The organism is Enteractinococcus coprophilus (assembly GCF_006716305.1).
Taxonomy (GTDB): Bacteria; Actinomycetota; Actinomycetes; order Actinomycetales; family Micrococcaceae; genus Yaniella; species Yaniella coprophila.
This window is the reverse complement of the sequence record NZ_VFOU01000003.1, coordinates 83866-108180: the sequence shown is the minus strand read 5'-3', so window position 1 is coordinate 108180 and position 24315 is coordinate 83866. Positions and strand designations below refer to the sequence as shown.

25 protein-coding genes and 1 tRNA gene are annotated in these 24315 nt (G+C 57.3%); 14 read left to right on the top strand and 12 right to left on the bottom strand.

Translation table 11 applies throughout. The features are described 5' to 3' along the window. Positions 1-10 precede the first annotated feature (10 nt). Positions 11-1162 (bottom strand): threonine synthase, encoded by a 1152-nt coding sequence (locus FB556_RS08530; RefSeq protein WP_141866765.1) that lies wholly within the window; start codon positions 1160-1162, stop codon positions 11-13. Positions 1163-1192: 30 nt separating this feature from the next. Then, positions 1193-1768 (bottom strand): MarR family winged helix-turn-helix transcriptional regulator, encoded by a 576-nt coding sequence (locus FB556_RS08525; RefSeq protein ID WP_141866763.1) that lies wholly within the window; start codon positions 1766-1768, stop codon positions 1193-1195. Positions 1769-2187: 419 nt separating this feature from the next. On the opposite strand from FB556_RS08525, the gene FB556_RS08520 reads away from it, so the two are divergent. Beyond that, entirely contained in the window at positions 2188-4440 is a 2253-nt protein-coding gene (locus FB556_RS08520) for an MMPL family transporter (protein WP_141866761.1), read from the top strand. Positions 4441-4457: 17 nt separating this feature from the next. On the opposite strand, the gene FB556_RS08515 is transcribed toward FB556_RS08520, so the two are convergent. Both FB556_RS08515 and FB556_RS08510 read right to left on the bottom strand, forming a co-directional pair. Next, positions 4458-5378: a DNA-formamidopyrimidine glycosylase family protein gene (locus tag FB556_RS08515; RefSeq protein WP_141866759.1), complete on the bottom strand. Its 921-nt coding sequence runs from the start codon at positions 5376-5378 to the stop codon at positions 4458-4460. 79 nt (positions 5379-5457) lie between these two features. Beyond that, positions 5458-6051 carry an Rv1352/Rv1906c domain-containing protein gene (locus tag FB556_RS08510; protein WP_141866757.1) on the bottom strand — a complete coding sequence of 198 codons (594 nt, stop codon included), beginning with the start codon at positions 6049-6051 and terminating at the stop codon, positions 5458-5460. A gap of 159 nt (positions 6052-6210) precedes the next feature. Between FB556_RS08510 and FB556_RS08505 the strand changes: the two genes are divergently transcribed. Genes FB556_RS08505 through FB556_RS08490 form a run of 4 tightly spaced genes read left to right on the top strand, consistent with a single transcriptional unit; the run spans position 6211 to position 8832 of the window. After that, positions 6211-7146 (top strand): DMT family transporter, encoded by a 936-nt coding sequence (locus tag FB556_RS08505; protein WP_170200427.1) that lies wholly within the window; start codon positions 6211-6213, stop codon positions 7144-7146. Positions 7147-7188: 42 nt separating this feature from the next. Continuing rightward, positions 7189-7539, top strand: coding sequence for a DMT family transporter (locus FB556_RS08500; protein ID WP_141866752.1), 351 nt, complete (start codon positions 7189-7191; stop codon positions 7537-7539). Further along, positions 7536-7850, top strand: a complete 315-nt coding sequence (locus FB556_RS08495; RefSeq protein ID WP_141866750.1) for a DMT family transporter — start codon at positions 7536-7538, stop codon at positions 7848-7850. The genes FB556_RS08500 and FB556_RS08495 overlap by 4 nt, the downstream gene beginning before the upstream one ends. Positions 7851-7863: 13 nt before the next feature. After that, on the top strand, positions 7864-8832 hold the full coding sequence (locus FB556_RS08490; RefSeq protein WP_141866748.1) for an arsenic resistance protein: 969 nt from the start codon (positions 7864-7866) through the stop codon (positions 8830-8832). Here FB556_RS08490 and acs read toward each other — a convergent pair. The 7 genes from acs to FB556_RS08455 form a co-directional block, all read right to left on the bottom strand. Further along, the gene (gene acs, locus FB556_RS08485) at positions 8829-10784 is read right to left on the bottom strand and encodes an acetate--CoA ligase (RefSeq protein ID WP_141866745.1); all 1956 of its coding nucleotides are present in this window, start codon (positions 10782-10784) and stop codon (positions 8829-8831) included. The genes FB556_RS08490 and acs overlap by 4 nt on opposite strands. 173 nt (positions 10785-10957) lie before the next feature. After that, a complete protein-coding gene (locus tag FB556_RS08480) occupies positions 10958-11227 on the bottom strand; it encodes a hypothetical protein (protein WP_170200426.1) in 270 nt (89 codons plus the stop codon). Next, on the bottom strand, positions 11224-12381 hold the full coding sequence (locus FB556_RS08475; protein ID WP_211344016.1) for a cysteine desulfurase family protein: 1158 nt from the start codon (positions 12379-12381) through the stop codon (positions 11224-11226). The genes FB556_RS08480 and FB556_RS08475 overlap by 4 nt, the downstream gene beginning before the upstream one ends. Continuing rightward, complete coding sequence (gene nadC / locus FB556_RS08470) at positions 12381-13235, bottom strand: carboxylating nicotinate-nucleotide diphosphorylase (protein WP_141866739.1); 855 nt, start codon at positions 13233-13235, stop codon at positions 12381-12383. The genes FB556_RS08475 and nadC overlap by 1 nt, the downstream gene beginning before the upstream one ends. Continuing rightward, positions 13222-14823 carry an L-aspartate oxidase gene (locus tag FB556_RS08465; RefSeq protein ID WP_141866737.1) on the bottom strand — a complete coding sequence of 534 codons (1602 nt, stop codon included), beginning with the start codon at positions 14821-14823 and terminating at the stop codon, positions 13222-13224. Before FB556_RS08465 ends, nadC begins: the two co-directional genes overlap by 14 nt. Next, positions 14820-16133: a quinolinate synthase NadA gene (nadA, locus tag FB556_RS08460; RefSeq protein ID WP_141866735.1), complete on the bottom strand. Its 1314-nt coding sequence runs from the start codon at positions 16131-16133 to the stop codon at positions 14820-14822. The genes FB556_RS08465 and nadA overlap by 4 nt, the downstream gene beginning before the upstream one ends. 31 nt (positions 16134-16164) lie before the next feature. Continuing rightward, positions 16165-17025, bottom strand: a complete 861-nt coding sequence (locus FB556_RS08455) for an NUDIX hydrolase (protein ID WP_141866733.1) — start codon at positions 17023-17025, stop codon at positions 16165-16167. A gap of 189 nt (positions 17026-17214) precedes the next feature. On the opposite strand from FB556_RS08455, the gene FB556_RS08450 reads away from it, so the two are divergent. The 9 genes from FB556_RS08450 (at position 17215) to pth (ending at position 23699) form a co-directional block, all read left to right on the top strand. Next, the gene (locus FB556_RS08450; RefSeq protein ID WP_141866731.1) at positions 17215-17757 is read left to right on the top strand and encodes a methylated-DNA--[protein]-cysteine S-methyltransferase; all 543 of its coding nucleotides are present in this window, start codon (positions 17215-17217) and stop codon (positions 17755-17757) included. After that, entirely contained in the window at positions 17729-18358 is a 630-nt protein-coding gene (locus FB556_RS08445; RefSeq protein WP_379985142.1) for a DNA-3-methyladenine glycosylase I, read from the top strand. Before FB556_RS08450 ends, FB556_RS08445 begins: the two co-directional genes overlap by 29 nt. 28 nt (positions 18359-18386) lie before the next feature. Then, entirely contained in the window at positions 18387-18908 is a 522-nt protein-coding gene (locus tag FB556_RS08440) for a type 1 glutamine amidotransferase domain-containing protein (protein ID WP_141866729.1), read from the top strand. 146 nt (positions 18909-19054) lie between these two features. Then, positions 19055-19486: a Rho termination factor N-terminal domain-containing protein gene (locus tag FB556_RS08435; protein WP_211344015.1), complete on the top strand. Its 432-nt coding sequence runs from the start codon at positions 19055-19057 to the stop codon at positions 19484-19486. Positions 19487-19584: 98 nt separating this feature from the next. After that, positions 19585-19656, top strand: a tRNA-Gln gene (locus FB556_RS08430). A 47-nt stretch (positions 19657-19703) separates the two neighbouring features. Continuing rightward, positions 19704-21164: a bifunctional UDP-N-acetylglucosamine diphosphorylase/glucosamine-1-phosphate N-acetyltransferase GlmU gene (glmU, locus tag FB556_RS08425; protein WP_141866727.1), complete on the top strand. Its 1461-nt coding sequence runs from the start codon at positions 19704-19706 to the stop codon at positions 21162-21164. A gap of 85 nt (positions 21165-21249) precedes the next feature. After that, a complete protein-coding gene (locus FB556_RS08420) occupies positions 21250-22230 on the top strand; it encodes a ribose-phosphate diphosphokinase (protein ID WP_141866725.1) in 981 nt (326 codons plus the stop codon). A 216-nt stretch (positions 22231-22446) separates the two neighbouring features. Continuing rightward, a complete protein-coding gene (locus FB556_RS08415) occupies positions 22447-23076 on the top strand; it encodes a 50S ribosomal protein L25/general stress protein Ctc (RefSeq protein ID WP_141866723.1) in 630 nt (209 codons plus the stop codon). Between the two features lie 8 nt (positions 23077-23084). Continuing rightward, the gene (gene pth, locus FB556_RS08410) at positions 23085-23699 is read left to right on the top strand and encodes an aminoacyl-tRNA hydrolase (protein ID WP_141866721.1); all 615 of its coding nucleotides are present in this window, start codon (positions 23085-23087) and stop codon (positions 23697-23699) included. Positions 23700-23764: 65 nt separating this feature from the next. Here the strand turns inward: pth and FB556_RS08405 are convergent, their stop codons facing one another. Continuing rightward, complete coding sequence (locus FB556_RS08405) at positions 23765-24289, bottom strand: DUF2505 domain-containing protein (protein ID WP_141866719.1); 525 nt, start codon at positions 24287-24289, stop codon at positions 23765-23767. Between the last annotated feature and the right edge of the window lie 26 nt (positions 24290-24315).

Below are 24315 nucleotides of genomic sequence, written 5' to 3'. Positions count from 1 at the left end.
CAGACAGCTGTCACGTTGAGGATGGCTTGGCACGGGATTCCAATAAGCTGACGATCGTGGATGCTGATTTCAAACCGGAGCCGCTCAGGAGGATGACTGTCTGGTCGGAACCGCTGATGGTTCCCCGGTCGATGAGTTTCGTGTAGGCGGCTGCGGCAAGGGCACTCGTGGGTTCTACGAACAGACCTCGACGGCACAACTGCTGTAGAGCCTCGACGATTTCCGTTTCGGTAACCGCCACAGAACCTCCGTTGGTCTCACGCAATACCGAAATCATCTGAGCCAGCCGTAGCGGGCGTGCGATAGCGGTACCTTCTGCAATGGTCGGCTTTACCTCCCGCGTCAATGGCTGAACGGCACCTGAGGTAAAACTAGCCTCAACTGGTGAACAATTGCGGGGCTGTGCTGCAAACAGGCGGGGCATTTTATCGATCTGTTGCGCTGCGAGTAATTCTTGGAATCCAAGCCAACATCCCAACAGGGTGCTGCCAGCACCCACGGGGAGGATGACTTGGTTTGGTGCCTGAAAGTCGAGATCTTCCCAAAGCTCGTAGGCCAATGTCTTCGTGCCTTGCAGAAAGAATGCTTGCCAGTTGTGGCTGGCGTAAAACACCTTGCCCCTGGCCTGGCGAATCGCTGCGTCTTGCGATGCTTCCCGCGGACCATCAACCAATTGCACCTCAGCCCCAAACGCTCGGACTTGGGAAATTTTGCCTGGAGAGGTCGAAACGGGAGCAAAAATCTTTACGTCCAAGCCGCCAGCTGCACCATAGCCTGCTACTGACGCCCCGCCATTGCCAGAACTATCCTCCACAAGAGATGTGACACCGTGATCTCGAAGATACGACAACATGACAATGGTGCCACGATCTTTGAAACTACCTGTTGGATTGAGGTAGTCGAGTTTGAATAGGGGTCGTTGTCCCGCGTGCCAGGTGTGCTCTACCAGCGGCGTTTGCCCTTCGCCGAGGGAAAGGGGTTGCGGGATCTCTACTGGCAGTGCAGCTCGGTAGCGCCAAATAGAATGCGCAGAATGATCTAGGTCAGTCGGCGCCAGGCCACTGCCTGGTTCAATCCATAGTGGGCGACCGGCACGGGAACGCCACCGCGGTTGACTCAGGCCATAAGAACTACCATCGATGAGATCACGATATACAGCCATGCGTTCATCATAGACTTGGCGCCCATATTTTTAGGGTTCCGGTGGATCCCATTGGCCTTCGTGAACCGTAATTTCATGTGCCATATCCTTGAGGAATCGGATGACCACATCACGTTCTTCGCGGGTAAGCCGAGCGGCCGCATGGAAGCGCTTGGCCTGCTGCCGCCCCACAGTTTCAACTGCTGCCTCGTATGTTTCGTGCGTGATGGAGATAGCTAAGGCTCGTCGATCATATGGGTGCGGGGACCTGACGATATGACCAGCAGCTTCGAGACGGTCTAAGAGCTTGGTTGTGGAAGCGGTCGAAATCTCTAAATGAACTGCGATGGCCCCAGGTGTAGCTATGGTGCCGGTGTTCTGCGCCACGATAAGAAAATGCAAGGCTTTCATATCGGTTGGACCAAGCTTCATATAACGCTGAGAGGCCTCCGAAAGTCGTTGCTCTGCTTCGCGCAACTGGGCTAATGCGGCCATCAGTTCGCCGATGTGCCGGATTTCTTCGGCTGAGTGGCCAGTACGGTCGACGAGACGAGCATTTGGATCAGAAGCATCCAGCGCATAAACATTTGGCGCGCTGGATGTTGAGCCCTCAGACTTATCGACCATGAGGAAACAGTGCTCCCATTCTTTGCTCGACGCAAATAATTTGCTAGATTAGCTAGTAATATAACTCAACTAACTACTGGTGGCTACTGCGGGATGGCCAATGAAAACAGTTGAGGTGAACTCCACTGATATTCATTGCAGTCTCGCGTCGCCAAGCTTACGGCAGTCGAACCTGCTCCGCGGTTAAGGCAACGACCAGGCATTTCCTAATTCCACCATTGCACGGCGGAGACGGAGGTCAGACGAAGGCGTCGTTGAACAACTGAAATGCTAGGTGGACGCCGAAGAGCTGGGTGACTGGTCGTAGCGGAAGGCCACTGGCCTAGCCGCCTGAAGCCGACAAAAGGATTGCGTGGCACGAGCCCGACTGCTTGCAAGTTTCATAATTTCACCACCTACCTCATCGAACGGACATCCTTATGCACCACGACTCGACTGCTACCGTTCAAGCCCAGCAGGATGACTCTCAACCCCCCAAACGGCGCAGACAGCAGCAACCCGGGAGGGTACCAAAGTGGTTGCGCATCTTCTTGCCTGCTGTCCTCATCCTGGTATGGCTTACCGCAGCGGGCGTGGGTGGACCATATTTCGGCAAAGTCAATGAGGTCTCATCAAACGATCAGACCGCTTATCTGCCCGAATCGGCTGAAGCGACCCAGGTGCAGGAGCTGCAAGACGACTTCACGGACTCCAACGGCATCCCAGCGGTCGTGTTGTTCGTTGCCGACGAGAAATTATCCGAAGACCAGCTCAGCCAGATTGGCGACCAACTCAAGGGCGTACCGGATCTTGAAAACGTGGAAGATGAGGTCTCACCGCCCATTCCATCCGACGATGGTCTAGCGGTACAGGCTTTTGTGCCAATCAACTCTGATGCTGACACCGGCGATGTGGTTGCTACCCTAGGTGATGAGCTCAGAGCTGAGGCTCCCGACGGCGTGACGGTGTATGTGACCGGCCCTGCAGGTTTTAGTGCTGATTTAGGTGAAGCTTTCGCCGGAATCGATGGTCTGCTGTTAGCCGTGGCACTGGTCGCAGTCTTTATTATTTTGATCATCGTCTACCGATCACTCTTGCTACCGATCGCAGTCCTTTCAACCAGTATGTTTGCACTCTGTGCAGCCCTACTGACGGTCTGGTGGCTGGCGAAATGGGAGATCGTGCTGCTTAGCGGTCAGACCCAAGGCATTCTCTTTATCCTCGTCATCGGCGCTGCCACCGACTATTCGCTATTGTTGGTAGCGCGCTACCGCGAAGAATTACGGGCCCACGAAGACAAATGGTCGGCTATCTGGGCCGCGCTTAAGGGCTCGACGGAACCGATCCTGGCATCGGGCAGCACCGTGATCGCCGGCCTGCTGATGTTGCTGCTGAGCGACCTGAAGTCCAACAGCACGCTAGGTCCGGTGGCCTCAATCGGCATTGTATTTGCAATGCTGTCTGCCCTTACACTGTTGCCAGCGATCTTATTTGCGTTCGGTCGCGCAGCATTCTGGCCAAAGCGCATCAAATACGACCCTGACACTGTCGCAGCTGAAGGCGGGCTCCCAACCCAGGGGCTGTGGCCCAAAATCGCCCGGATCGTCCAGAAACGCCCACGTGTCCTCTGGACCGTGACGACTTTAGTGTTACTCGCAGGGGCTGCATTTGTTCCCCAGCTCAAAGCTGAAGGTGTCGCACAATCGGAACTTGTCCTTGGTGCATCCGAAGCTCGGGAAGGACAACAAGCCCTGGGTGAGCACTTCCCGGGCGGCTCGGGAAGCCCCATCCAAGTCATCGCTGACGAAGAGGAACTTGACCAGGTTGCAGACGTCATGCTCGGACACCCGAACATTGAAGACGTCTCCGTTACCACCGACAATTCCCCAAGCGGCACAGCGCCGGTGACCGAAGAAGGTATTGAGGCCTTTGTGCCACCGGGAACACCTGCCCCTGAACCCACCGTGGTGGATAGCAATGTGTTATTGCAAGGCACCATGTCGGTACCGGCGGACTCCACTGAAGCAGATCAGACGGTGCGGGATCTACGAGCCGACTTTGCCGATGCCGCCCCAAGCGCGATGGTTGGTGGCGTCACAGCAACCGATGTGGACACGATCGATGCCTCAATCGAAGACCGCAATCTGATCATCCCCGTCATTCTCGCCGTCATCTTCGTCATCTTGATGGTGTTACTGCGCTCAATAGTGGCACCCGCTTTGCTCATTGCAACCACGGTCATCTCATTTGGTACCGCCATGGGTGTCTCAGCTTTGGTCTTCAACCATCTCTTCGACTTCCCCGGGGCCGACCCAGCAGTGCCCCTCTACGGATTTGTTTTTCTAGTCGCGCTAGGAATTGACTACAACATTTTCCTTATGACTCGCGTTCGAGAAGAATCCTTAAAACACGGCACACGCGAAGGCGTACTGCGCGGGCTCACGGTGACTGGCGGGGTCATTACCTCGGCGGGTGTGGTCCTGGCGGCTACCTTCGCTGCCCTGGCAGTCATCCCGATCCTGTTCTTGGCCCAGCTGGCTTTCATCGTCGCCTTTGGGGTATTACTGGATACCTTTATCGTGCGCTCGCTACTCGTCCCGGCGTTGACCTACGACATCGGGCGCGCTGTGTGGTGGCCCTCGAAACTCAGCCGCAAACCTGGGAAACATCAGCAGACCGTAGAAACTAAGTAACTCACGTGTCCGTGGCCCTATCCGCGCTGGCAGTTTGGACACCAATACAGATCACGTTCTTTATCTGCACTGGGACCAAGCTTCTCCAGCCGGACGGGGCCACCACATCTTAAACACTCTTGTCGTTCGCGCCCATACACCCAGTAATTTGGGTCGTTGCGCGCCTGACGACGATCGGTCTGCGCTCGTGCCTGTTCAATCTGAGTTGTCACCCGCACACCAAACGGCGCTTGCTCCTCGGGTCGGACATCTACTGTGCGACGACGAGCCCGTTCCGGTGCACGCGGCGGCACGTTGATGACCATGAGGTCCCTGGCCAACAACACCAGGCCTGTTAACTGTTCGTCACTGAGCTCACTGACCAGACAGTGCGGGTTGATGCGGGCTAATAGTAGGACTTCGCATCGATAGATATTACCGATCCCAGAGACCAATCGCTGGTCTAATAAAGCAGTACCGATGGGTTGGTCGGGAGCCAAGCGCATATTCTGGATCGATTGGGCTAGTAGCTGGTCAGACTTGGCCCGATCATTCCAGTCTTCATCAAGCAGATCCGGCCCAAGGAAGGCCAGATATTGCCGAGCTTCCTCGGGCGGAAACATCTCGAGTTTCGCCAGACTGTTTCCGACGACAGTGTGTTCATCAAATTCTAGAATGCACCGGGTTCGATAGGAGGGTCGGGTATCGATGTGCCACGCGCCATCCATGCCCAGATGCGACACGATAACTAGGTGCTGAGAGTCATCGGTGATGTTTGCATCGGCGGCAACCGTGATCGATAAGTATTTCGCATCGGTACGAATATCGACCACTAACCAACCGGACAGATCTGTCGTCGCCAATTGGGGGACGCGGAAGTCGCTACGTTTGATGATCTGATCGAGCATGATCGGCCGGAGCCGATGGGATAATCGGACGAGGGAATCACCTTCGGGCATATGGCCCCATTTCTGTCCAGCACTCGGATCTGTTTGGGGTAAATCTTACCGATCCACCCGTTGTGAGGGCAGCCTGCCCTTACTGGAGTTTCCATTCGCCGCAACGCGAGGTCTCGAATGCCACATCTGACTCCGCGATGGTGACGTAGGCGGTTCCTTCGACGTTGTCATTGGCAATGATGTGTTCGAATTCCCCGCTGGTGCCCGAGAGTCGTGCCCAATAGCACCGACTGCCGTCTGACCGGTAGGTGCCAGGTTTGATATCTTCTCCGATCAGGTATATGCCGGAACCAGGGATGGTATTTTCTTCAATCTCTTGTTCGGTAGCGGTTAGCGCTTCGTCTCGTTCGTCTAGCTCTGACGCGAGCGTTTGGAGCTCTTCTTCCCGCCCCTCTAGGTCGCTACTGCGTTCATCGAGCTCACTGCTGCGTTGGTCAAGATCATCCTCGCGTTCGTCCAGTACAGAGCGGCGCTCGTCTATATCTGCAGGTTCGACTTCCACTTCTTTCGTGACGATTTCGGGCTCAGGAGTACCGCCGTAACCTGCCGCTCCGCCGAGCACGAAAGCTCCAACAATGCCGAGTACCCACGGCCACTTACGAGATTTCTTCGCAACAGCGGGCAGGTGGTCAACATGCGGTGGTGGCGGGGGTGGGACCGGGTTGAAAGTCATGTTGTCCTTCATAGAACGAGGAGTCAGCGATCTTCCATAGAATTTATCAGAGTTCTCACAGCTAACATACAGCCTATTCTCGATGAGTGTGCGGTTGCGCGCGGTCAGCGCAGACTCCAAGCAGCTTGTGATAACTTCCAGAAGATAAAAGGAGTGTCGGTGAATCGTAATCGTTTGTGGGGTATTGGCGCCGTTCTTGTGGCGGCATTTCTGTGGGGTACCACCGGCACGGCCGCAACCTTTGCACGCGATGTTGGACCACTGGCCATCGGTGCCGCCGCTCTGGGGATCGGCGGGCTGCTACAAGCGCTCGTGGCGATCCCGGCGCTGCGTCGGGCCAGATTGCATCTGCGAGCGCATCGGAAACTCGTGATGACAGGTGCGCTCGCCGTGTTTCTTTACCCGCTGGCGTTTTATTCGTCGATGCACCTAGCCGGGGTAGCCATCGGTACGGTTATTTCGTTGGCTTCAGCTCCTTTAGCCTCCGGGATTCTCGAGCGGGTGATTGATCGCCGTCGTCTTGGGATCTGGTGGTATGTGGCCGCACTGCTAGGCATCACTGGCAGTGTTTTGCTGATTGCTTCGACTCAACACAACGACGTTGCCGACGCCGGCTCCACGGTCTTCGGGATCGGTTTAGGCCTGCTCGCTGGCGCCGCGTATGCGTTGTACTCCTGGGTCGTGCAGCGCTTAATGACGGATGGTGTGGGCCGAGCCGCCGCGATGGGCTCGGTCTTCGGTCTAGGCGGAGCAGCTCTGATGCCGGTGTTATTCATGACGGGCGGACCCCTGCTGGCCACCCCTGAAGCATTCGCTGTGGGGACCTATATGGCACTGGTCCCGATGTTCTTAGGGTATGTGGCATTTGGTTATGGCCTATCAAAAATCCCCGCCAGTTCGGCCACAACCCTCACGTTGTTCGAACCAGCGGTGGCAACGGTTTTGGCGGTATTGATCGTTGGTGAACGGCTGACTTTGACCGGTTGGGTGGGACTTGGCATCTTCGGGATCGTGCTGCTCATCTTGGGGTCGAGCCCACAGCCAAGCAAACGAAACAACACGTCAGCCCGCCCCGTGCTGGTCAACCGCGATTGATAGAGTAAGCCTGGATTCATCGCGAAAGTTGGAGGCCCCCACATGCTCAAAAACTGGCTGTTACTGATTGGGGCGATTGTTGCTGAGGTTCTTGGCACCATGTGCCTGCGAGCAGCCGTCGACCAATCCATCTTCGCGATCGGGGTTCTCATTGGCTACGTTGTTGCCTTCATCTTATTGGGTCTGGCTCTGGGTCGCGGTATTCCAATCGGCATTGCTTATGGGATTTGGGCGGCAGCCGGGGTCGCACTGGTCGCGGTACTGGGCGCCTTCCTATTCGGCGAAACCCTGAGCTTTACCGCCATCCTTGGCATCGTCACGATCATGGCCGGTGTCTTCATTGTCCAAGCCGGGCAGTCTAACCCGGACCAGGCTGAGGTGTTGGATTCGTGAGCTGGCTGTTTTTATCTTTTTCGATCGTTTCTGAGATTATCGCTACCCTGAGTCTGCGTGCCTCGGAAGGCTTTCGGAAGAAAATCTGGATCCTGCCGCTGGTGGTGTTCTACGCGTTAGCATTCTTGTTCTTGGCGGTCACTATTTCGTATGGCATGCCGGTGGCGATTGCCTATGGCATCTGGTCAGCTGTCGGCGTCGCACTTATCGCACTGCTGGCTCGGATCATTTGGAAAGAGCCATTGACCCCGCGCATGATCTTCGGACTGGTGTTGATCATGGCCGGCGTGCTGCTCGTCGAACTCGGCTAAGTTTGAGGGTCTCATGCGCTCCATTGTGGTGTGGTTCGATCGCCATCAGGTGTGGCTCTATCTTGGTGGTATGCTCGCAGGCGCAGTTCTCGGACTAGTGTTTTCCGCCGCCGCTCCGGTGGCTGAAACGCTGATCTATCCGGCGCTCGGCTTGTTGCTATATGTCACCTTTTTGGGGATCCCGATCAGTAACTTCAAAGCCTCGGCCGCCATTCCACGGTTTTTGGGCACAACATTAGTGCTGAATTTTGTGCTCGTACCCGTGGTGGTTTTTCTGGTCTCACGCATCGTGGCCCACGACGACGTCCTGCTCTTGGGCGTGCTCATTGTCCTACTGACCCCGTGTATTGACTATGTGATCGTGTTTGCACAACGAGCAGGGGGCGATGCCAAGAGCTTGTTGGCTGCAACACCGGTGCTTATGGCTGTACAGATGCTCTTGTTGCCGGTGTACCTCTGGCTGTTTATCGGCGATCAACTCTTCATCGTCGGCATCGTTGGAGCATTTCTCCCGGCGTTTCTTTGGATCATTCTTGTTCCACTGATAGTCGCTGGACTAACCCAAGTGACCGCGAAAAGGTGGGCGTGGGCGGTTCGGGTCGAATCGGGTGGTACCACGGTGATGGTGCCGCTCATGGTGTTAACGCTAGCGATCGTGGTGGCCTCGCAAATCTCTGCGGTACACGAGCGGGTCTTCGACCTGTTATTGAGCGTTCCGGTGTATGTCTTGTTCGCGGCGCTGATGATACCCATCGGCTGGGGCGTGGCCTGCAGAGCTAAGATGCAGGTAGCGCAGCAACGTGCTCTGGTGTTCAGCGGGGTCACCAGGAATTCTTTGGTTGTGTTGCCAATCGTCCTGGCCCTCCCCGCTGACTACGCGCTCACCCCGCTGGTCGTGGTCACCCAAACCCTCGTGGAATTATGCATCATGGTAGTCTGCATCCGGCTGGTCCCAAGGCTCATACCGTCGCCAGTGCATTAGCTACCGCGAGCGGCGCGAACCTGCTGCTGGATCGTCTCCATCACCGAGGCATCGGCCAGGGTCGTGGTATCACCAATCTCGCGGTCCTCGGCCAGATCCTTGAGGAGCCGGCGCATGATTTTGCCCGACCGGGTCTTGGGCAGGTCAGTCACCACGGTGATCGACCGTGGAGTGGCAATCGGTCCGATGGCCGCACGAACGTGAGCACGCAGCACCCCGACCGCGTTGTCCTGCTCTTTGGCGCTTTCGCGCAGAATCACAAACGCCTCGATCGCCTGGCCGGTGGTTTCATCCTGAGCGCCGACCACGGCAGCCTCGGCAACCATCGCGTGGGCAACCAGAGCTGATTCAATTTCCGCCGTCGACATCCGATGCCCCGAAACATTGAGCACATCATCGACCCGTCCCAGCACCCAGATATCGCCGTCCTTATCGAATTTGGCGCCATCCCCAGAAAAATAGACGCCGGGATACTGCGACCAGTAGGTCTTCTTATAGCGTTCCTCATCACCCCACAGAGTGCGCAGCATGCCGGGCCACGGTTCGGTGATGACAAGATAGCCACCGTTGCCGGGTTCTACCGGGGTGCCTGCTTCATCATAAATATCGGCCGTAATCCCGGGCAGGGCGCGCATTGTGGCCCCGGGCTTCGTGGCGGTCACACCGGGCAGTGGGCTGATGAGGATGTGTCCGTTTTCGGTCTGCCACCAGGTATCCACAATCGGGCAGTTATTGCCACCGATGTGCTCGCGGTACCACATCCAGGCTTCGGGGTTGATCGGTTCGCCCACGCTGCCGAGCAGCCGCAGCGAGGACAGGTCATAGTCGGCTGGGATATCGCGGCCCCAGCGCATGAAGGTGCGAATACTGGTGGGCGCACAGTACAGAATCGTCACACCGTATTTCTGCACAATCTCCCACCAGCGCCCCCGGTGCGGAGTATCCGGGGTGCCCTCGTACAACACCGAGGTGGTCGCATTGACTAGCGGACCATACACGATATAGGAGTGCCCGGTGACCCAGCCGATGTCGGCGGCCGTCCAATAAATATCAGTTTCGGGTTTAATATCAAACACTGCCCAGTGGGTATAGGCCACCCCAACCAGATACCCACCGGTGGTGTGCATAATCCCTTTGGGTTTGCCCGTCGTGCCCGACGAATACATGATGTACAGCGGGTGTTCGGCGTCGAAAAATTCTGGTTCGTGCGTCTCAGGTTGTTTATCGACGACGTCGTGCCACCAAACATCTCGGTCGTCGTGCCAATCAATGTCTTCACCGGTGCGTTTCACCACGACGACGGTGCGCACCTCAGGGATGTCCCGCAGGGCCTGATCGACCGTGGCCTTGAGCGGATTGGTTTTGCCCCGGCGGTAGCCGCCGTCGGCGGTGATGACCACTTCCACGCCGCAGTCGCTGACTCGATCAGCAATCGCCCGGTCGGAGAAGCCGCCGAAAATCACCGTGTGGGGTGCCCCGATTCGAGCGCAGGCGAGCATCGCAAACACCGTTTCGGGGATCATCGGCATATAGATGGCTACCCGGTCGCCAGTTTTGACCCCGAGTTCGATCAGTGCGTTGGCTGCTTTAGACACCTCGCGCAACAGATCATGGTAGGTGATGGTGCGCGTGTCACCGCCTTCGCCCTCGAAGTAGTAGGCCACCCGATCGCCGAGCCCGGCTTCGACGTGGCGGTCCACGCAGTTGTAGGCAGCATTGAGTTTGCCATCGGTAAACCACTTGGCGAACGGGGCATCCGACCAGTCGAGGACGTCGTCGAAGTCGGTGTCCCAGCTGATGCGCTTAGCCTGCTCGGCCCAGAAGCCCAGTCGGTCGGTCTCGGCTTGCTCGTAGAGTTCAGCGGTTACATTGGCTTGGGCCGCGAATGCTGGGGGCGGCTCAAAGGTGCGGTCTTCTTGGCTGAGTTCACGGATCGTGGGGTTGTTGGCCATGGTCTGCTCCTTGAGACTGCGTAGGTCCCGAGGAGCAAACGGCCACTGCATTCAGCGGCTGAGTGAGTTAGAGGGTACTCCACGAGACGTGTGCAATGGTGTGAGGTAGTTCTCATTAGTACCTTACGCATGCCTTCGAATGTGCCACAAGGGCTGTTGAGCATTTGCCCCGGTCAGGGCTCAAGCGTTGGGTCCGGCAGCGGCACAATGTTGCGCTGACCCACGGGTTGTTTCGTTTCCACCAATAAGGACACCTGCCGGGCTTCTTCGGTGCAGGCGTGCGGGGCATCAGGTTCGGAAGCTGGCGGTTGGTCTCCGACCGGAGAACTGACCGAGGCATCGGGGCTGCAGCTAGTCAGCGATACGCCGAGCACGGTGGCCAGTAAGACGCTGATGCTCAGGAAGAAAGAGCGGTGCCAGCTACGCGAACGCAACAGCGTCACCGTGTCGCAGCTGCGTGTTGGCCTAGGACGCGAAGCGTGGTCCCAACGAGTTGATCAAAGGCTTCGTCAGTGAGTGGATCGGGAAAGGTAAAGCGCAGGGCGGTGACGGCCACGTCCGGGTCGTATCCCATGGCCAACAGGATGCCGGAAGGTGCTTTCTTCCCCGCCGAACAGGCCGACCCGGAGGAGGCGGCGACCCCTGCGACATCCAAGTCGACCAGCATGGATTCACCGGAGAATCCCTTGATGACGAAGGATGCGTGATTTGGGATGCGCTCGGTTGGATGGCCCGTGAGCTTGGCCCCTGGAATCTGGTCAACGATGCGTTGGACGAACGCATCGCGCTGAGCCATCATCGCCTGGGCTCGGGTCCCCGCCATGGGCATGACTGCAGCCACGGCCACACCAAACCCGGCGATGGCCGCGAGGTTTTCGGTGCCTGCTCGGTGGCCAGCTTCTTGTCCACCGCCGTGTAAGAGAGGTTCAAGTTCGATGCCGCTGCGGATTAAGAGTGCGCCGGCGCCCTGGGGTCCACCAAACTTATGCGAGGCAATCGACATGGCGTCCACGGCAGCGCCGGGCCACTGTCCTGGCGCGAAACTGACCGGTAGTGAGGCTGCGGCTTGGACCGCATCGGTGTGGACGAGCGCGCCCGCAGCTCGGGCAGCCTCAGCGATTCGCTCGAGGGATTGTACGGTGCCGATCTCGCCGTTGGCCAGGCCGATTGAGACCAGCGTGGTATCGGGTCGGATCGCAGCGATCGCGGCCTCTTCATCAACCCGACCCATGGAGTCCACGCCGATCTCAGTAACTTCGAATCCACCGATGCGCGCCAAAAACTCACACGACTTCCGGATCGATGAGTGCTCAATGGCCGTCGTGACAATGTGTTTGCCGCGCGGATTGGCAACTGCGACGCCTTTGAGCGCAAGGTTATTGGCTTCGGTGCCGCCGGCGGTAAATACGACTTGGCTGGTGCGTGCCCCAAGAGCATCCGCAACCTGTTGGCGAGCGTGCGTCAGCGTGGCCTTCGCTGTTTTGCCCGGCGTGTGGACCGCTGATGCATTACCCGGACCGCCGTCTAGGACCGTCAGCATGGCTTGCCGAGCTTCAGGACGCAAGGGGGCGGTAGCGGCGGCATCAAGATACAACATCAGACAGCATCCAATCCAAGATCAAGCGCGGTTGCCCCCTGGGTGAGGGCACCAACAGAAATAATATCGACGCCAGTTTCGGCGATCGCTGCCACCGTATCAAGGTTCACCCCGCCCGAGGCCTCAGCAACGCAACGACCCGCAATCTGTTCCACTCCGGTGGCAAGATCGGCCAGTGAGAAATTATCAAGCAGAATGCCAGTGACGCCGGCTGCCAACACCGGTTGAACTTGCGCCAGCTCGTCGACTTCGACAATGATCGATGTCGTATGACCAACGCTGCTCTTGACCTTGCAGATCGCCTCGGTGAGCCCTTGACCATGGGTGGCACCCAGGGCAGCCAGGTGATTATCTTTGAGCATGACCGCATCCGAGAGACTGAACCGGTGATTGACCCCGCCACCGGCCACCACCGCATGTCTTTCCAGCACTCGCAGTCCAGGAGTAGTTTTCCGAGTATCTGCGATCCTGGCGTGTGCTCCCACGGTTGTCACCTCGTTAACGAACAACGAGGTCAACGTGGCAATCCCGCTGAGACGCTGCGTGAAATTCAATGCGACTCGTTCAGCGGTCAAGATGCCCGCTGCCGGACCTGAAACCGAAGCCAACACGGTTCCGGATGTGAACGGCGTGCCGTCGTCGGCAAGAGCAGCCACCGTGATGTCTGGATCCACCTGTCGGAAAGTTTCGGCGAGCACGGCTCCGCCGGCAAATACTCCAGGCTCACGGGCGACCAGGTTGGCCTCAAACCGCGCGGTCGAGGGAATAGAGGCAGCAACCGTGACGTCACCCCATGGGGCGTCCTCGGCGAGTGCCCGGGCGACGGCGTCGCCGATGAGCTTAGGTGTCAGCATGGACAAGTGTCTCCTGGGTCGTGTTGGTCAGTGCCGGTTGCATAGCTTGGGTTGAGGTAGCCAGTCGCCAAGCTGCTCTGCGCGCCAGGGCGGGATCTTGCGACGGGAAGTCGGCGCGCCAGTGGCCCCCGCGGGATTCAGGACGCTGCAGGGCGGCTGTCGCCATGACACGGACGAGATCAGCCAGCGGGTGACCGACAGTATTCAGTTGCGTCAAGAGCGACTCAAGGTCGTGTCCATTGCGGGTAATACCCAGGTGGGCGTCAGCCAACAACTGTAGATCCCGCAGTTGTTGCGGTGAGTCATCGCTTGGAAGAGGTGGGCTGGGGATATCGGTTGCCGTTGCGATGAACTGGGTAAACTCCGCCTCCGGCTCCCAGCTGTCGTAACGTAAATCGCGCCGGGCAGCTTCGGCGGCCCGGGTACCAAAGACCAAGCCCTCCAGTAGTGAGTTTGAGGCCAGGCGATTGGCACCGTGGAAACCCGTTGATGCGACCTCGCCGGCGGCATAGAGCCCGGCTACAGAAGATCGCCCGGCCGTATCGGTAGCCACCCCACCCATGCAGTAGTGCGCTGCTGGAGCCACCGGAACATATTCCGCAGCCCAGTCGAAGCCCAGGGCAGCAAGCGCTTCGGTGAGCACCGGGAATCGCGCCGCCAGGATGCCTGATCCGTGTCGCTGTTCGATCACGGTGGCATCCAACCAGACCGATGTGGCCTGGAAATCACGCATGACCTGAGCACTTGCGCGCGACACGACATCCCGCAGTGCCAACTCAGCGCCGGGGTGAACCGCAGACATGAAGCGATGACCCGTGGAATCCCGCAAGACCGCACCAGCGCCGCGAACGGCTTCGGAGATCAGCTGGCCGGTGCCAGGGACAACGGTGGGATGAAATTGCACGAACTCCATATCGGCTAACACCGCTCCGGCGCGCGCCGCCACCAACATGCCCTGACCCGTGATTGCCGCAGCAGACGACGTGTTGGCATACAACCCGGCGAAACCTCCGGTCGCAAGGATCACGGCATCGGCTGACAGTCGCCGAAAACCATCGGGGGAGCACACGGTGACGCCACTGATCCGACCCGTTTGCGTATGGATGTGCTGCAGGGTGGCCTGCTCAATGAGCCTGACTGCACCGGTTTCAACATGGTGCTGCACGAGGTTCGTCAAGAAGCCTGACAGGGCTGCCCCGGTACTATCTTCGCCGGCATGTACAACCCGTGATTTGCTGCGGGCAGCTTCCAGACCGAATGCCAGAGCGCCATCAGCGTTCCGATCTGCACTAAAGCCGGCGGCGAGCAGGTCTTGAACCTGTTTCGCTCCGTCGGTTGCTACGAGCTGCGCGACTTCCGGTATCACCAGGCCTGCCCCGGCCTGTATGGTGTCGGTGGCGTGAGACGCGGGGGTGTCATCCGGACCTAAGGCCGCGGCTATTCCACCCTGGGCGAGGGCGGTATTGCCTGCAGCTATGGCGTCATGTCCGAAGCGACCAGCCGTCACCAGGGTGACGTCTGACTCTGCGGCTACTAGCTGACGGACTGCTGTCAGGCCGGCGACCCCAGCGCCGACGAAGATTATCACGGCCGGGCCGCCAGCATGCGTTCCAGGGCAACTTCTGCATCAGCGGCCACGCTGGAGTCAACGGAAATCTGATTCGGTGTCTGGCCTTGAACGAGTGCTTCCAACACCCACGCCAGATATGCCGGGTGAATGCGATACATCGTCGAACACGGGCAGACGACAGGATCGAGACAAAAGATCGTCATGTGCGGGTGTTGGGTCTGGAGCCGATTGACCAGGTTGATCTCGGTACCCACTGCAAACACATCCCCGGTTTGGCCGGCTGCAATGGCCTTGCGGATGTATTCGGTGGATCCAACGCCGTCGGCGGCTTCCACGACCGGAGCCGGGCATTCGGGGTGCACAATCACCTGCACGTTGTCATAGTCGGTACGCGCTTTATTGATTTGGGCAACGGTGAAACGTTTGTGAACGGAACAGAACCCATTCCACAAAATCACTTTGGCATCAACCAATTGTTGTTCGGTATTGCCACCCAGTGGCAGGTACGGACGCCACAATGGCATCTGATTTTCGGTAATTCCCATGGCCTTGGCAGTGTTACGACCCAGGTGTTGATCTGGGAAGAAAATGACGCGCTTGCCGCGCTCAAATGCCCACTCCAAAACGGTTGCAGCATTTGAAGAAGTGCACACAATGCCACCGTTGCGTCCGCAGAACGCTTTGATGGCAGCAGACGAATTCATGTAGGTCACCGGGATGACTTCGGCGCGCTCCTCACCGGATTCGCCCAGGACACCGATGAGTTGTTCCCATGCCTCTTCGACTTGGTCGATGGTTGCCATATCGGCCATCGAGCATCCGGCGGCAAGGTTCGGCAGGATGACTGACTGATTCTGTTGCGACAGGATATCGGCGGTTTCTGCCATGAAATGGACGCCACAGAACACGAACGCTTCTGCTTCCGGATGGTCCTTAGCGGCTTGAGCCAACATGAACGAATCGCCAACGAAGTCAGCGTGTTTGATGATCTCATCGCGTTGATAGAAGTGGCCTAAAATTTTCAGGCGATCCCCGAGCTGCGCTTTGGCCGCTGTGATGCGTGCATCGAGCTCTGCCTCTGATGCTTGCGTATATTCAGCCGGAATTGGCCCCTGATGCGGGGTGGTGACAGGCGCGACGTCGTCAGTTGATGCCCCGGGGCCATAGCCCAGATCCCGGTCGATCTGCCATGGATCAGTGGTGAGCTGACTGTCGCAAGTGGTCGTGATGTCATCTGGGACGCCGAAAGTGATGGTGTCACCCAGTACGGTGCGGCTGCGTTGTTCAGCACTGGCCGCGGTGGCAATGAGATTGGCTACGCTCGTCATGGGACTCCTTGAAAAAGATGTTCGTCGGGCCTTAGGATTCTGGTTGGTCTTTGAAGCGGTACAGTCTGGCCGGTCGGTGTGGGGTACCGTGCTCCACGCGACCGGTATCGAAAAGCTGTCCCTGGGCCAGCATGTCACGCCGGAAATTTGCCGGGTCAATCTGTTCACCCAGGATGGCCTCGTGGACTCGGCGCATCTGGGCCATGGTGAATTCTTCGCCCAAAAAGCGGTGGGCGACCATCGAGTATTCGGTGCGCTGACGTAAACGCCAGACCGCATAGTCGACGATGTCGGAATGATCAAAAGCTAAGTCGGGCAGATGGTCGATAGAAAACCATGCGACATTAGCGTCTGCCGACGACACCAGCGTCTGGGAGAATTCTGTGACCGCGTCCTGGGTGGCTGAAGCAACATCGCCAGCAACGTCTCGCGATGATTCCGTGGTCGGGACAGTCCGGAGATCAAGTTCCCCATAAAGACCCCAATAGGCCACGGTGACTAAGCGTTGGGCGGTGGCCGAGCGGCTGGTGGCTCCGAAAGTGTAGAGCTGTTCGAGATATCCGGGCGAGCGCAGCACGGCCTCATGCAGCGTGCGCGCGGCGGTTTGGTCAAGATCTTCGTCCCAGGGAATCGGGCCCCCGGGAAGCGCCCAACGTCCGTCAAAGGGCGGACGTGTTCGTCGTACCAGTGGCAACCACAAAGTGGTGAGGTTTTCTTCACGTGCGCCCTCATGCCCCGCATATTCGCCCCACGTAGAGATCACCTCGCCAGAATTCGGGTCTGCAATATTGGCGTCCACGGGCGGATGGAGAGCAAACGCCACCGTTGAAACCGCAACGGCCGGGGGCATAAAACGGCGTTCTGAAGCGCTCGTCGCTGAAAAATTTACCACGCAGTACCCCGTTGCGATCGAAGGGCGAATACTTACTTAAAGTCAGATTGACTTTAAGTAAGTATGAGTTGGCTCTCAGGGAATTGTCAAGTGCGTTACAGGTGTTATCCACACTGAATGCACGGAACTCACATTGCGATGGCGAATGCGTGCATAATCGTTAACAGCGTCCAAATGAGGTGAACCGTAATGTCTGAAACCATCCCCGCTACGACCGTTCGATACGCGCTCGTGCCGTCTCCGATTGGCCCGCTCTTAGTTGCGGCGCTTGGCCAAGAGATTGTGCAGGTGGCATTCGAGAACCAGAACTTTGAAAGAGTTCTCGAGCAACTGCAAGTGAAGTTTGCGCTGCCGGTCCAACGTGATGATGATGCTCTAGCGTTTGCGGCTGAGCAATTCGGTGAATACTTTGCAGGCACCCGCAAGACCTTTGAGCTGCCCACCTACAAGGATGCCGCTGATCGATTTATTACTCGTGTGCAGCACCGGCTAGTGACAATCCCTTATGGCCAGACCCGCACTTACGGGCAACTTGCCACAGAGCTGGAAAAACCCGGCGCAGCGCGAGCGGTTGGTAGCGCTTGTGCTAAAAACCCGCTGCCGTTACTGCAACCGTGCCACCGGGTAGTCAGATCAGACGGGACGATGGGGGAATTCAGTGGAACCCCGCGAGCGAAACGATATTTGCTCGCATTGGAAGCGGGTGAGAATCCTGAGCCGCCAACATCCTAAATACATCAACGTCATCATTGATGACACCGGGACAGCACGTCCACGCTGGGCGGTGTCGCATCCGTTGCTTCAGGAGTACTTCGATGAAGAGTGGGGACGGCCAGTTCGAGATGAACAAGGCCTATTTGAACGACTTAGTCTAGAGAGCTTTCAGGCTGGGCTGTCGTGGTTGACGATCTTGAAAAAACGCACCGCCTTGCGCCAAGCATTCGATCAATTCGATCCAGAGATCATCACGCAGTACACCGATGATGATGTTGAGCGATTAATGACTGATGTCAGCATTGTTCGCAATCGTCAGAAAATACTCGCCGTGATTAACAATGCCCAAGCCACCGTCAGCCTTCGCGACTCCGGTGGACTCGCGAAACTGATCTGGTCTTATCAGCCGGAGCTCGACCCAAAGCTAGATGCGGATGGCAATCCGCCAAGCCAGTCGGAGGAGTCTGTAGCATTGGCCAAAGAGCTCAAACGCCACGGCTTTCGATTCGTTGGCCCAACTACAGTTTTCGCGATGATGGAAGCGATCGGGGTCGTCAATACCTTCCCGTTCCGCGAACCTCGCAACCTTTCAAATACCCCTGAAGCTCGTTACGGTTAAAAGACATTCAATCGTTAGGAGTGAATTCATGAGCGACCTACAAGGACGTCGCGTAGCATTTCTCGTCACCAACGGATACGAGCCTTCCGAACTGTATTCACCGTGGGACACCGTGGTGGAAAACGGGGGAGAGGCTGTTCTGATTTCACCAGAATCCGATGAAGTGTCGGGTGGTGATCACTCTCAAAAAGTTGATATCAACGTGTCGGAAGCTAACGCAAATGATTACGACGCCTTAGTGCTGCCCGGGGGCACTAAGAACGCGGACCAGCTACGCATGAACAAAGACGCTGTGAAATTCACCAAAGCGTTTTTTGATGCAGAGAAGACGGTTGCCTCTATCTGTCACGCGGCGTGGATGTTGGTCGAAGCAGACGTTGTCAAGGACCGCAACATGACCAGCTATCCAAGTTTGCAAACCGATCTCCGCAATGCCGGCGCAAACTGGTCGGATGAAGAGCTCGTGGTCGATGGGAATCTCATCACCTCACGTACGCCGAAAGATCTACCAGCTTTCAACGAGGCTATCGTCAACAAACTCACCGAATAATCACACGCATAGCCGCGGAGCGCGGTGCGCATGAGGGCCTCGTTCGCACCGCACTTCATATGACTCAGACATGACCACGCGTAACTCAGGCATGACCACGCGCCACGTCCTAACAAGGTTCTGGTCGGATACGTCATAATGGAGGCATGACTTCATCTCAGCAGTCCCAAAGCCCATCACGGTTCGGCAGGCTTGCCGGGTTCGCTGCACTTGCCGTTGCCGGTGTCATCATTGGAACCTACGCAGCAAATATGTTCCGTCAAGCTCCCGCACGCGAGAATCTGTGGGGAGAGCTCCCGTCAGATGCCCAGCTTCCAGAGACGCTCGCCTCAGGCCGCAATCTGAGCAACGCGGGCCTGGAAGAAGCCGTCACCACCTCGGCCATCGTCCATGATGTTGCAGGACATGAAGTCGAAGAGCAGTCTGAGCCCGCTGTCGGAGTCGCATTAGAAGAACGTACCGTAGAAGAACTCTACGAGCTCGCCAAGCAACATGGCATTCCAGGACGATCGAACATGCGCAAAGCAGCACTGGTTGAATCGCTGCGAGAGGCCGGAGTTTCTGAGATCTCCCGGTAGTCTTCTCAGCGACCAGATTTCGTCGCTGAACACGGCCGAATTCGGAATTTGCAACCAAATGTGGCACAATGTTTCAGGTGCTGATGATCAATCAGTAATCCGCCCTGGTGTAACGGCAGCACGCCAGCCTTTGGAGCTGTGTGGTCCAGGTTCGAATCCTGGGGGCGGAACTGCCGCATCGCGGTTGAGAAAATAGTGTCTTACGATCAAAGGTGAGATTTCCTTGAATTCTTCTTCTCCCGCGGCTGTCATCGTGCTGGCTGCCGGCGCCGGCACACGAATGAAATCTTCGCTTCCGAAAGTTCTGCACACTATCGGTGGACGATCCCTGGTCGGTCATGCGCTGGATGCAGCAGTGAATCTCAATCCCGAACATCTCGTCGCTGTGGTGCGTCACGAACGCGAACGCGTCGTCGAACACCTGCTGGCTCACAACCACAACCTCATCATTGCCGATCAGGACGAGATCCCCGGCACCGGACGAGCTGTCGAGCTGGGTCTTGAAGCTATCGGCTCGGTCTCCGGAACCGTCGTAGTGACGTATGGTGACGTGCCCCTGCTTACCCCCGAAACCCTGTCCGCGCTGGTGGCAGAACACCAGAACGCCGGTAACTCGGTGACGGTCTTGAGCGCGAACGTCCCAGATGCCACCGGCTACGGCCGTATCGTGCGAGACGAGAACGGTCTGGTGACACAGATCGTGGAACATAAAGACGCTTTGCAAATCGCCGAAGAAACCGGCGACAGTACCCTGGTCGATATCACCGAAATCAACTCCGGCATCTATGCCTTCGACGGCGAAATGCTGGCTCGGAGCCTGGTAGAAGTCACCACGGATAATGTCCAAGGCGAAAAATACCTCACCGACGTCTTGGGCTTGGCTCGCGAAGCCGGCGGTCGAGTTGCAACGTACGTGACAGATGACCTCATGGAAGTAGAAGGCGTCAATGATCGCGTCCAGTTGGCTACCCTCGGTGCGGAACTCAACCGCCGCATCGCAGAACGCTGGATGCGCTCCGGCGTGACGATTATTGATCCATCCACTACCTGGATCGATGTTGATGTTGAGCTGGCACAGGATGTGACTATCAAGCCCAACACGCAACTCCACGGCAACACGACCGTCGCCACAGGCTCCACTATTGGGCCAGACACCACGCTCAACGATGTCGAAGTTGGGGAAAATGCCACGGTACGTCGCACCGAAGCCACTCAAGCGATCATCGGACCGGAATCAAATGTTGGACCATTTACCTACATTCGTCCGGGAACAGTTCTGGGAGAACGCGGCAAAATCGGGGCGTTCTACGAAACCAAAAACGTCAACATTGGTCGCGGCGCGAAACTCTCGCACCTGGGCTATGTCGGCGACGCTGACATCGGCGAAAACTCCAATATCGGATGTGGCAACATCACAGCCAATTACGACGGCGTGAACAAGCACCGCACCGTTATCGGCGCTGAAGTTCGCACCGGGTCAAATACCGTCTTCACCGCTCCAGTCGAGATCGGTGATGGCGCCTACACCGCAGCAGGCGCCATCGTTCGCAAAAACGTGCCGCCTGGTGCATTGTCGATGAACGCGATGGACCAGCGTATTATCGAAGACTGGGTCCTTGAACGTCGTGCAGGCTCTGCCGCGGCGGAAGCTGCGCAGAAAGCACGCGACAAGTCATAGATTTTCCAACATACTGTTGGAGCGCTGTAGGACGACCTACAGTGAGGAACACCAAAACACGCCATACGTTCTAGGGAGAACTTGGTTGAGCGAAATCGTCACCAATGAGAACAAGAAGCTCGTGTTAGCCTCGGGTCGCGCACATCCGGAGCTTGCCGCAGAAATCGCAGAACACCTGGGCACCGAGTTGTTGCCGTTGGACGCTTACGACTTTGCAAACGGTGAAATGTATGTCCGTCCGGGAGAGTCTGTACGCGGTAAAGACGTCTTCATCATCCAAGCCCACCCGGCACCGATGAACAACTGGGTCATGGAACAACTGCTGTTGTGTGACGCGATGAAACGCGCCTCAGCACGCCGCATCACCGTGGTATCCCCGTTCTATCCGTACGCCCGTCAGGACAAGAAAGGCCGCGGACGCGAACCCATTTCGGCCCGCATGATCGCCGACCTCTACCTGGCAGCCGGCGCCCATCGTATTATGTCGATGGACCTACACACCTCGCAGATCCAAGGCTTCTTCGACGGACCCGTCGACCACCTGTTTGCCTTCCCGATCTTGGCCGACTACATCCGCGGGCGCGTCGACGTCAACAACGTCACCGTGGTCTCTCCAGATACCGGACGTGTTCGTGTTGCAGAACAATGGGCCGAACGTCTCGGTGGTGCGCCCTTGGCCTTCGTGCACAAATCCCGTGACCTCAGCCAGCCGAATAAGGCCGAATCCAAAACCGTGGTGGGTGAAGTGAACGGCCGCGTGTGCGTGCTGATTGACGACATGATCGACACCGGTGGAACGATCGCCGGTGCTGTGAAGATCTTGAAAGAAGCTGGCGCAGCAGAGGTCATTATTGCTGCCACCCACGCGGTCTTCTCGGACCCTGCAGCAGAACGTCTCGCAAACTCTGGCGCATCGGAAGTCGTCGTGACGAACACCCTGCCGATTCCAGAAGAAAAGCGTTTCGACAACCTCACCGTGCTCTCAGTCGCACCAATCTTGGCCAATGCGATCCGCGAGGTCTTCGAAGACGGCTCCGTGACGAGCCTGTTTGATGGCAACGCCTAAACGTTAAACGTTGAGGATTTGACCGCCCCGGTATGGTGGCGGTCAAATTCGTTAAAGCGATATTCGGATGCTATAGTAGTGAGTCGTTGCCCAGGCGAGGGAGTCTCAGCCACTCCGTGATCGACGAGGCTTTGCAAACATCATGACGCTGTTTTGCAGTTCCTGCCTGGAAACCACGAGTGCTCAACGCACCGTACGAACTACAGGAGGAAAACCATGGCTATTGACTACATCGAGTTGGCCGTTGAAACTCGCACCGATTTTGGAAAAGGTGCATCCCGCCGTGCACGCCGTGACGGCTACATCCCCGCCGTACTCTACGGCCACGGTGAAGAACCACGTCACCTACTGCTGCCACGTCACGAAGGCTTCTTGGCACTGCGTAACCCAAACCAGTTGCTGCGCCTCACCGAAGGTGACAACTCAGAAATGGCGCTGCCAAAAGACATCCAGCGCAACCCGCTGAAAGAAGAAGTCGACCACGTCGACCTCATCTTGGTGCGTCGTGGTGAACGCGTCACCGTTGACGTATGGATCGAAGTCATCGGCGAACCAGCACCAGAACACGCCTACGTTTTGGACGTCACCTCTATCCCAGTCGAAGCCGACGCACTGGATCTGCCAGAACACGTCCAGATCGACGTCACGGACCGCAAAGCCGGCGAGCACGTCTACGCTCCAGATGTCATCCTGCCAGAAGGTGTCACCATCGATCTTGAGGACGACTACCTTATCGCTACCGTTGATGAAATCGTTGAACAGGATCTTGGCGAAGATACCGACGACGCCACTGGCGAAGTCCCAACCGTAGCTGAAGAAGCTGCTGCAGCAGAAGACGCTGAGTAAGTCTTCCGTTGACAACTCGCACTGTCGGAGCACTTGATCCCACCACCGGTCCTGTATTGGTGGTGGGATTGGGTAATCCCGGAGACCGCTATGCCGCTACCCGACACAACATCGGTCACATGGTGGTCAATGAACTCGCAGACCGAAATTCCGAACGCTGGACCACGCACAAAGCCGGCGCTGCCGTGGCTGAATTCCGGTTGGGCATTGGGGGTCCAAAAGTCGTGCTCGCCAAGCCGGCTACGTATATGAATCTTTCCGGCAAACCAGTTGCAGCACTGATGAAGTTCTTCAACGTCGGCCCTGAGAATCTCATCGTCGTCCATGATGAACTTGATGTAGACTACGACATGTTGCGATTGAAACGCGGCGGGGGAGAAGGCGGCCACAACGGCTTGAAATCCATCTCCCAGGCCATCGGCACTAAGGATTATTTGCGGGTGCGAGCCGGTATTGGACGGCCACCCGGCAGAATGGCTCCGGCAGATTATGTGCTGCGGCCGTTTTCTTCAACCGAGCAGCAAACCCTGGCACTGCATATCGGCCGGGCGGCCGATGCAGTGGAATCCCTCATCGAACGTGGCCTGGCTATAACCCAGAACCAGTTTCACCAAAAACCCTAAGGATCACAACGGCGGAATGAGCAGAGTTAGCATCATCCCGCCGTCACCTATATACAACGCGCTGTTTAGTGTTGTTTGAGCCATGCATCCAGTTTTGAGGTCATCTCGGTAAGCATTTTCCCGACCTGTGGTTCAGCCATCTGAGCGATCTTTGAGCCCATGAATGGGATCTTTGATTCAACAGAACCGGCAACGTCGACGACCGTGCCAGTGTTGTCGTCGGTAGGCGTAAGTTTAATGGTGGCTGTGCCGGTAGCTTTGGCTAACGGCACCTTGATGGTCACATTGGCGTTGCGGGAGCCATCAGCGCTAGCCGCAGACCAGGCCTCAGTCTGTTCTATTTGTACCCGTCCCTTTGCAAAGCGCTGGACCGCCGAAGGGAGCCGGTCTGCGATCTGGCTGCCATCGAGACCGCGATGAATCGTGACGTTCACCGTGTCGCTTGCGGCCGGTTGCGGGGGCGTTACCATGAATTGGTCGATACTGGCATTGAATTCATTGGAAACGTGTTCCTGGAAATCCCGGCTGATCATCCCTTCAAAGACCTGCTGTGGAGGGTGGGAAACGGTGGTGGATTCTTGAAAAGCCATGAGTTCACTCTCTGCTGCTCGCTAAC

Excerpts from the sequence above, each read along its gene's own strand:
- FB556_RS08475 (WP_211344016.1), bottom strand. The coding sequence starts at position 12,381 with ATGTTGTATCTTGATGCCGCCGCTACCGCCCCCTTGCGTCCTGAAGCT.
- FB556_RS08440 (WP_141866729.1), top strand. The coding sequence starts at position 18,387 with ATGAGCGACCTACAAGGACGTCGCGTAGCATTTCTCGTCACCAACGGA.
- FB556_RS08450 (WP_141866731.1), top strand. The coding sequence starts at position 17,215 with ATGTCTGAAACCATCCCCGCTACGACCGTTCGATACGCGCTCGTGCCG.
- FB556_RS08435 (WP_211344015.1), top strand. The coding sequence starts at position 19,055 with ATGACTTCATCTCAGCAGTCCCAAAGCCCATCACGGTTCGGCAGGCTT.
- FB556_RS08530 (WP_141866765.1), bottom strand. The coding sequence starts at position 1,162 with ATGGCTGTATATCGTGATCTCATCGATGGTAGTTCTTATGGCCTGAGT.
- acs (WP_141866745.1), bottom strand. The coding sequence starts at position 10,784 with ATGGCCAACAACCCCACGATCCGTGAACTCAGCCAAGAAGACCGCACC.
- nadC (WP_141866739.1), bottom strand. The coding sequence starts at position 13,235 with ATGCTGACACCTAAGCTCATCGGCGACGCCGTCGCCCGGGCACTCGCC.
- FB556_RS08515 (WP_141866759.1), bottom strand. The coding sequence starts at position 5,378 with ATGCCCGAAGGTGATTCCCTCGTCCGATTATCCCATCGGCTCCGGCCG.
- FB556_RS08510 (WP_141866757.1), bottom strand. The coding sequence starts at position 6,051 with ATGACTTTCAACCCGGTCCCACCCCCGCCACCACCGCATGTTGACCAC.
- nadA (WP_141866735.1), bottom strand. The coding sequence starts at position 16,133 with ATGACGAGCGTAGCCAATCTCATTGCCACCGCGGCCAGTGCTGAACAA.
- FB556_RS08415 (WP_141866723.1), top strand. The coding sequence starts at position 22,447 with ATGGCTATTGACTACATCGAGTTGGCCGTTGAAACTCGCACCGATTTT.
- FB556_RS08490 (WP_141866748.1), top strand. The coding sequence starts at position 7,864 with ATGCGCTCCATTGTGGTGTGGTTCGATCGCCATCAGGTGTGGCTCTAT.
- FB556_RS08525 (WP_141866763.1), bottom strand. The coding sequence starts at position 1,768 with ATGGTCGATAAGTCTGAGGGCTCAACATCCAGCGCGCCAAATGTTTAT.
- FB556_RS08520 (WP_141866761.1), top strand. The coding sequence starts at position 2,188 with ATGCACCACGACTCGACTGCTACCGTTCAAGCCCAGCAGGATGACTCT.
- FB556_RS08405 (WP_141866719.1), bottom strand. The coding sequence starts at position 24,289 with ATGGCTTTTCAAGAATCCACCACCGTTTCCCACCCTCCACAGCAGGTC.
- FB556_RS08500 (WP_141866752.1), top strand. The coding sequence starts at position 7,189 with ATGCTCAAAAACTGGCTGTTACTGATTGGGGCGATTGTTGCTGAGGTT.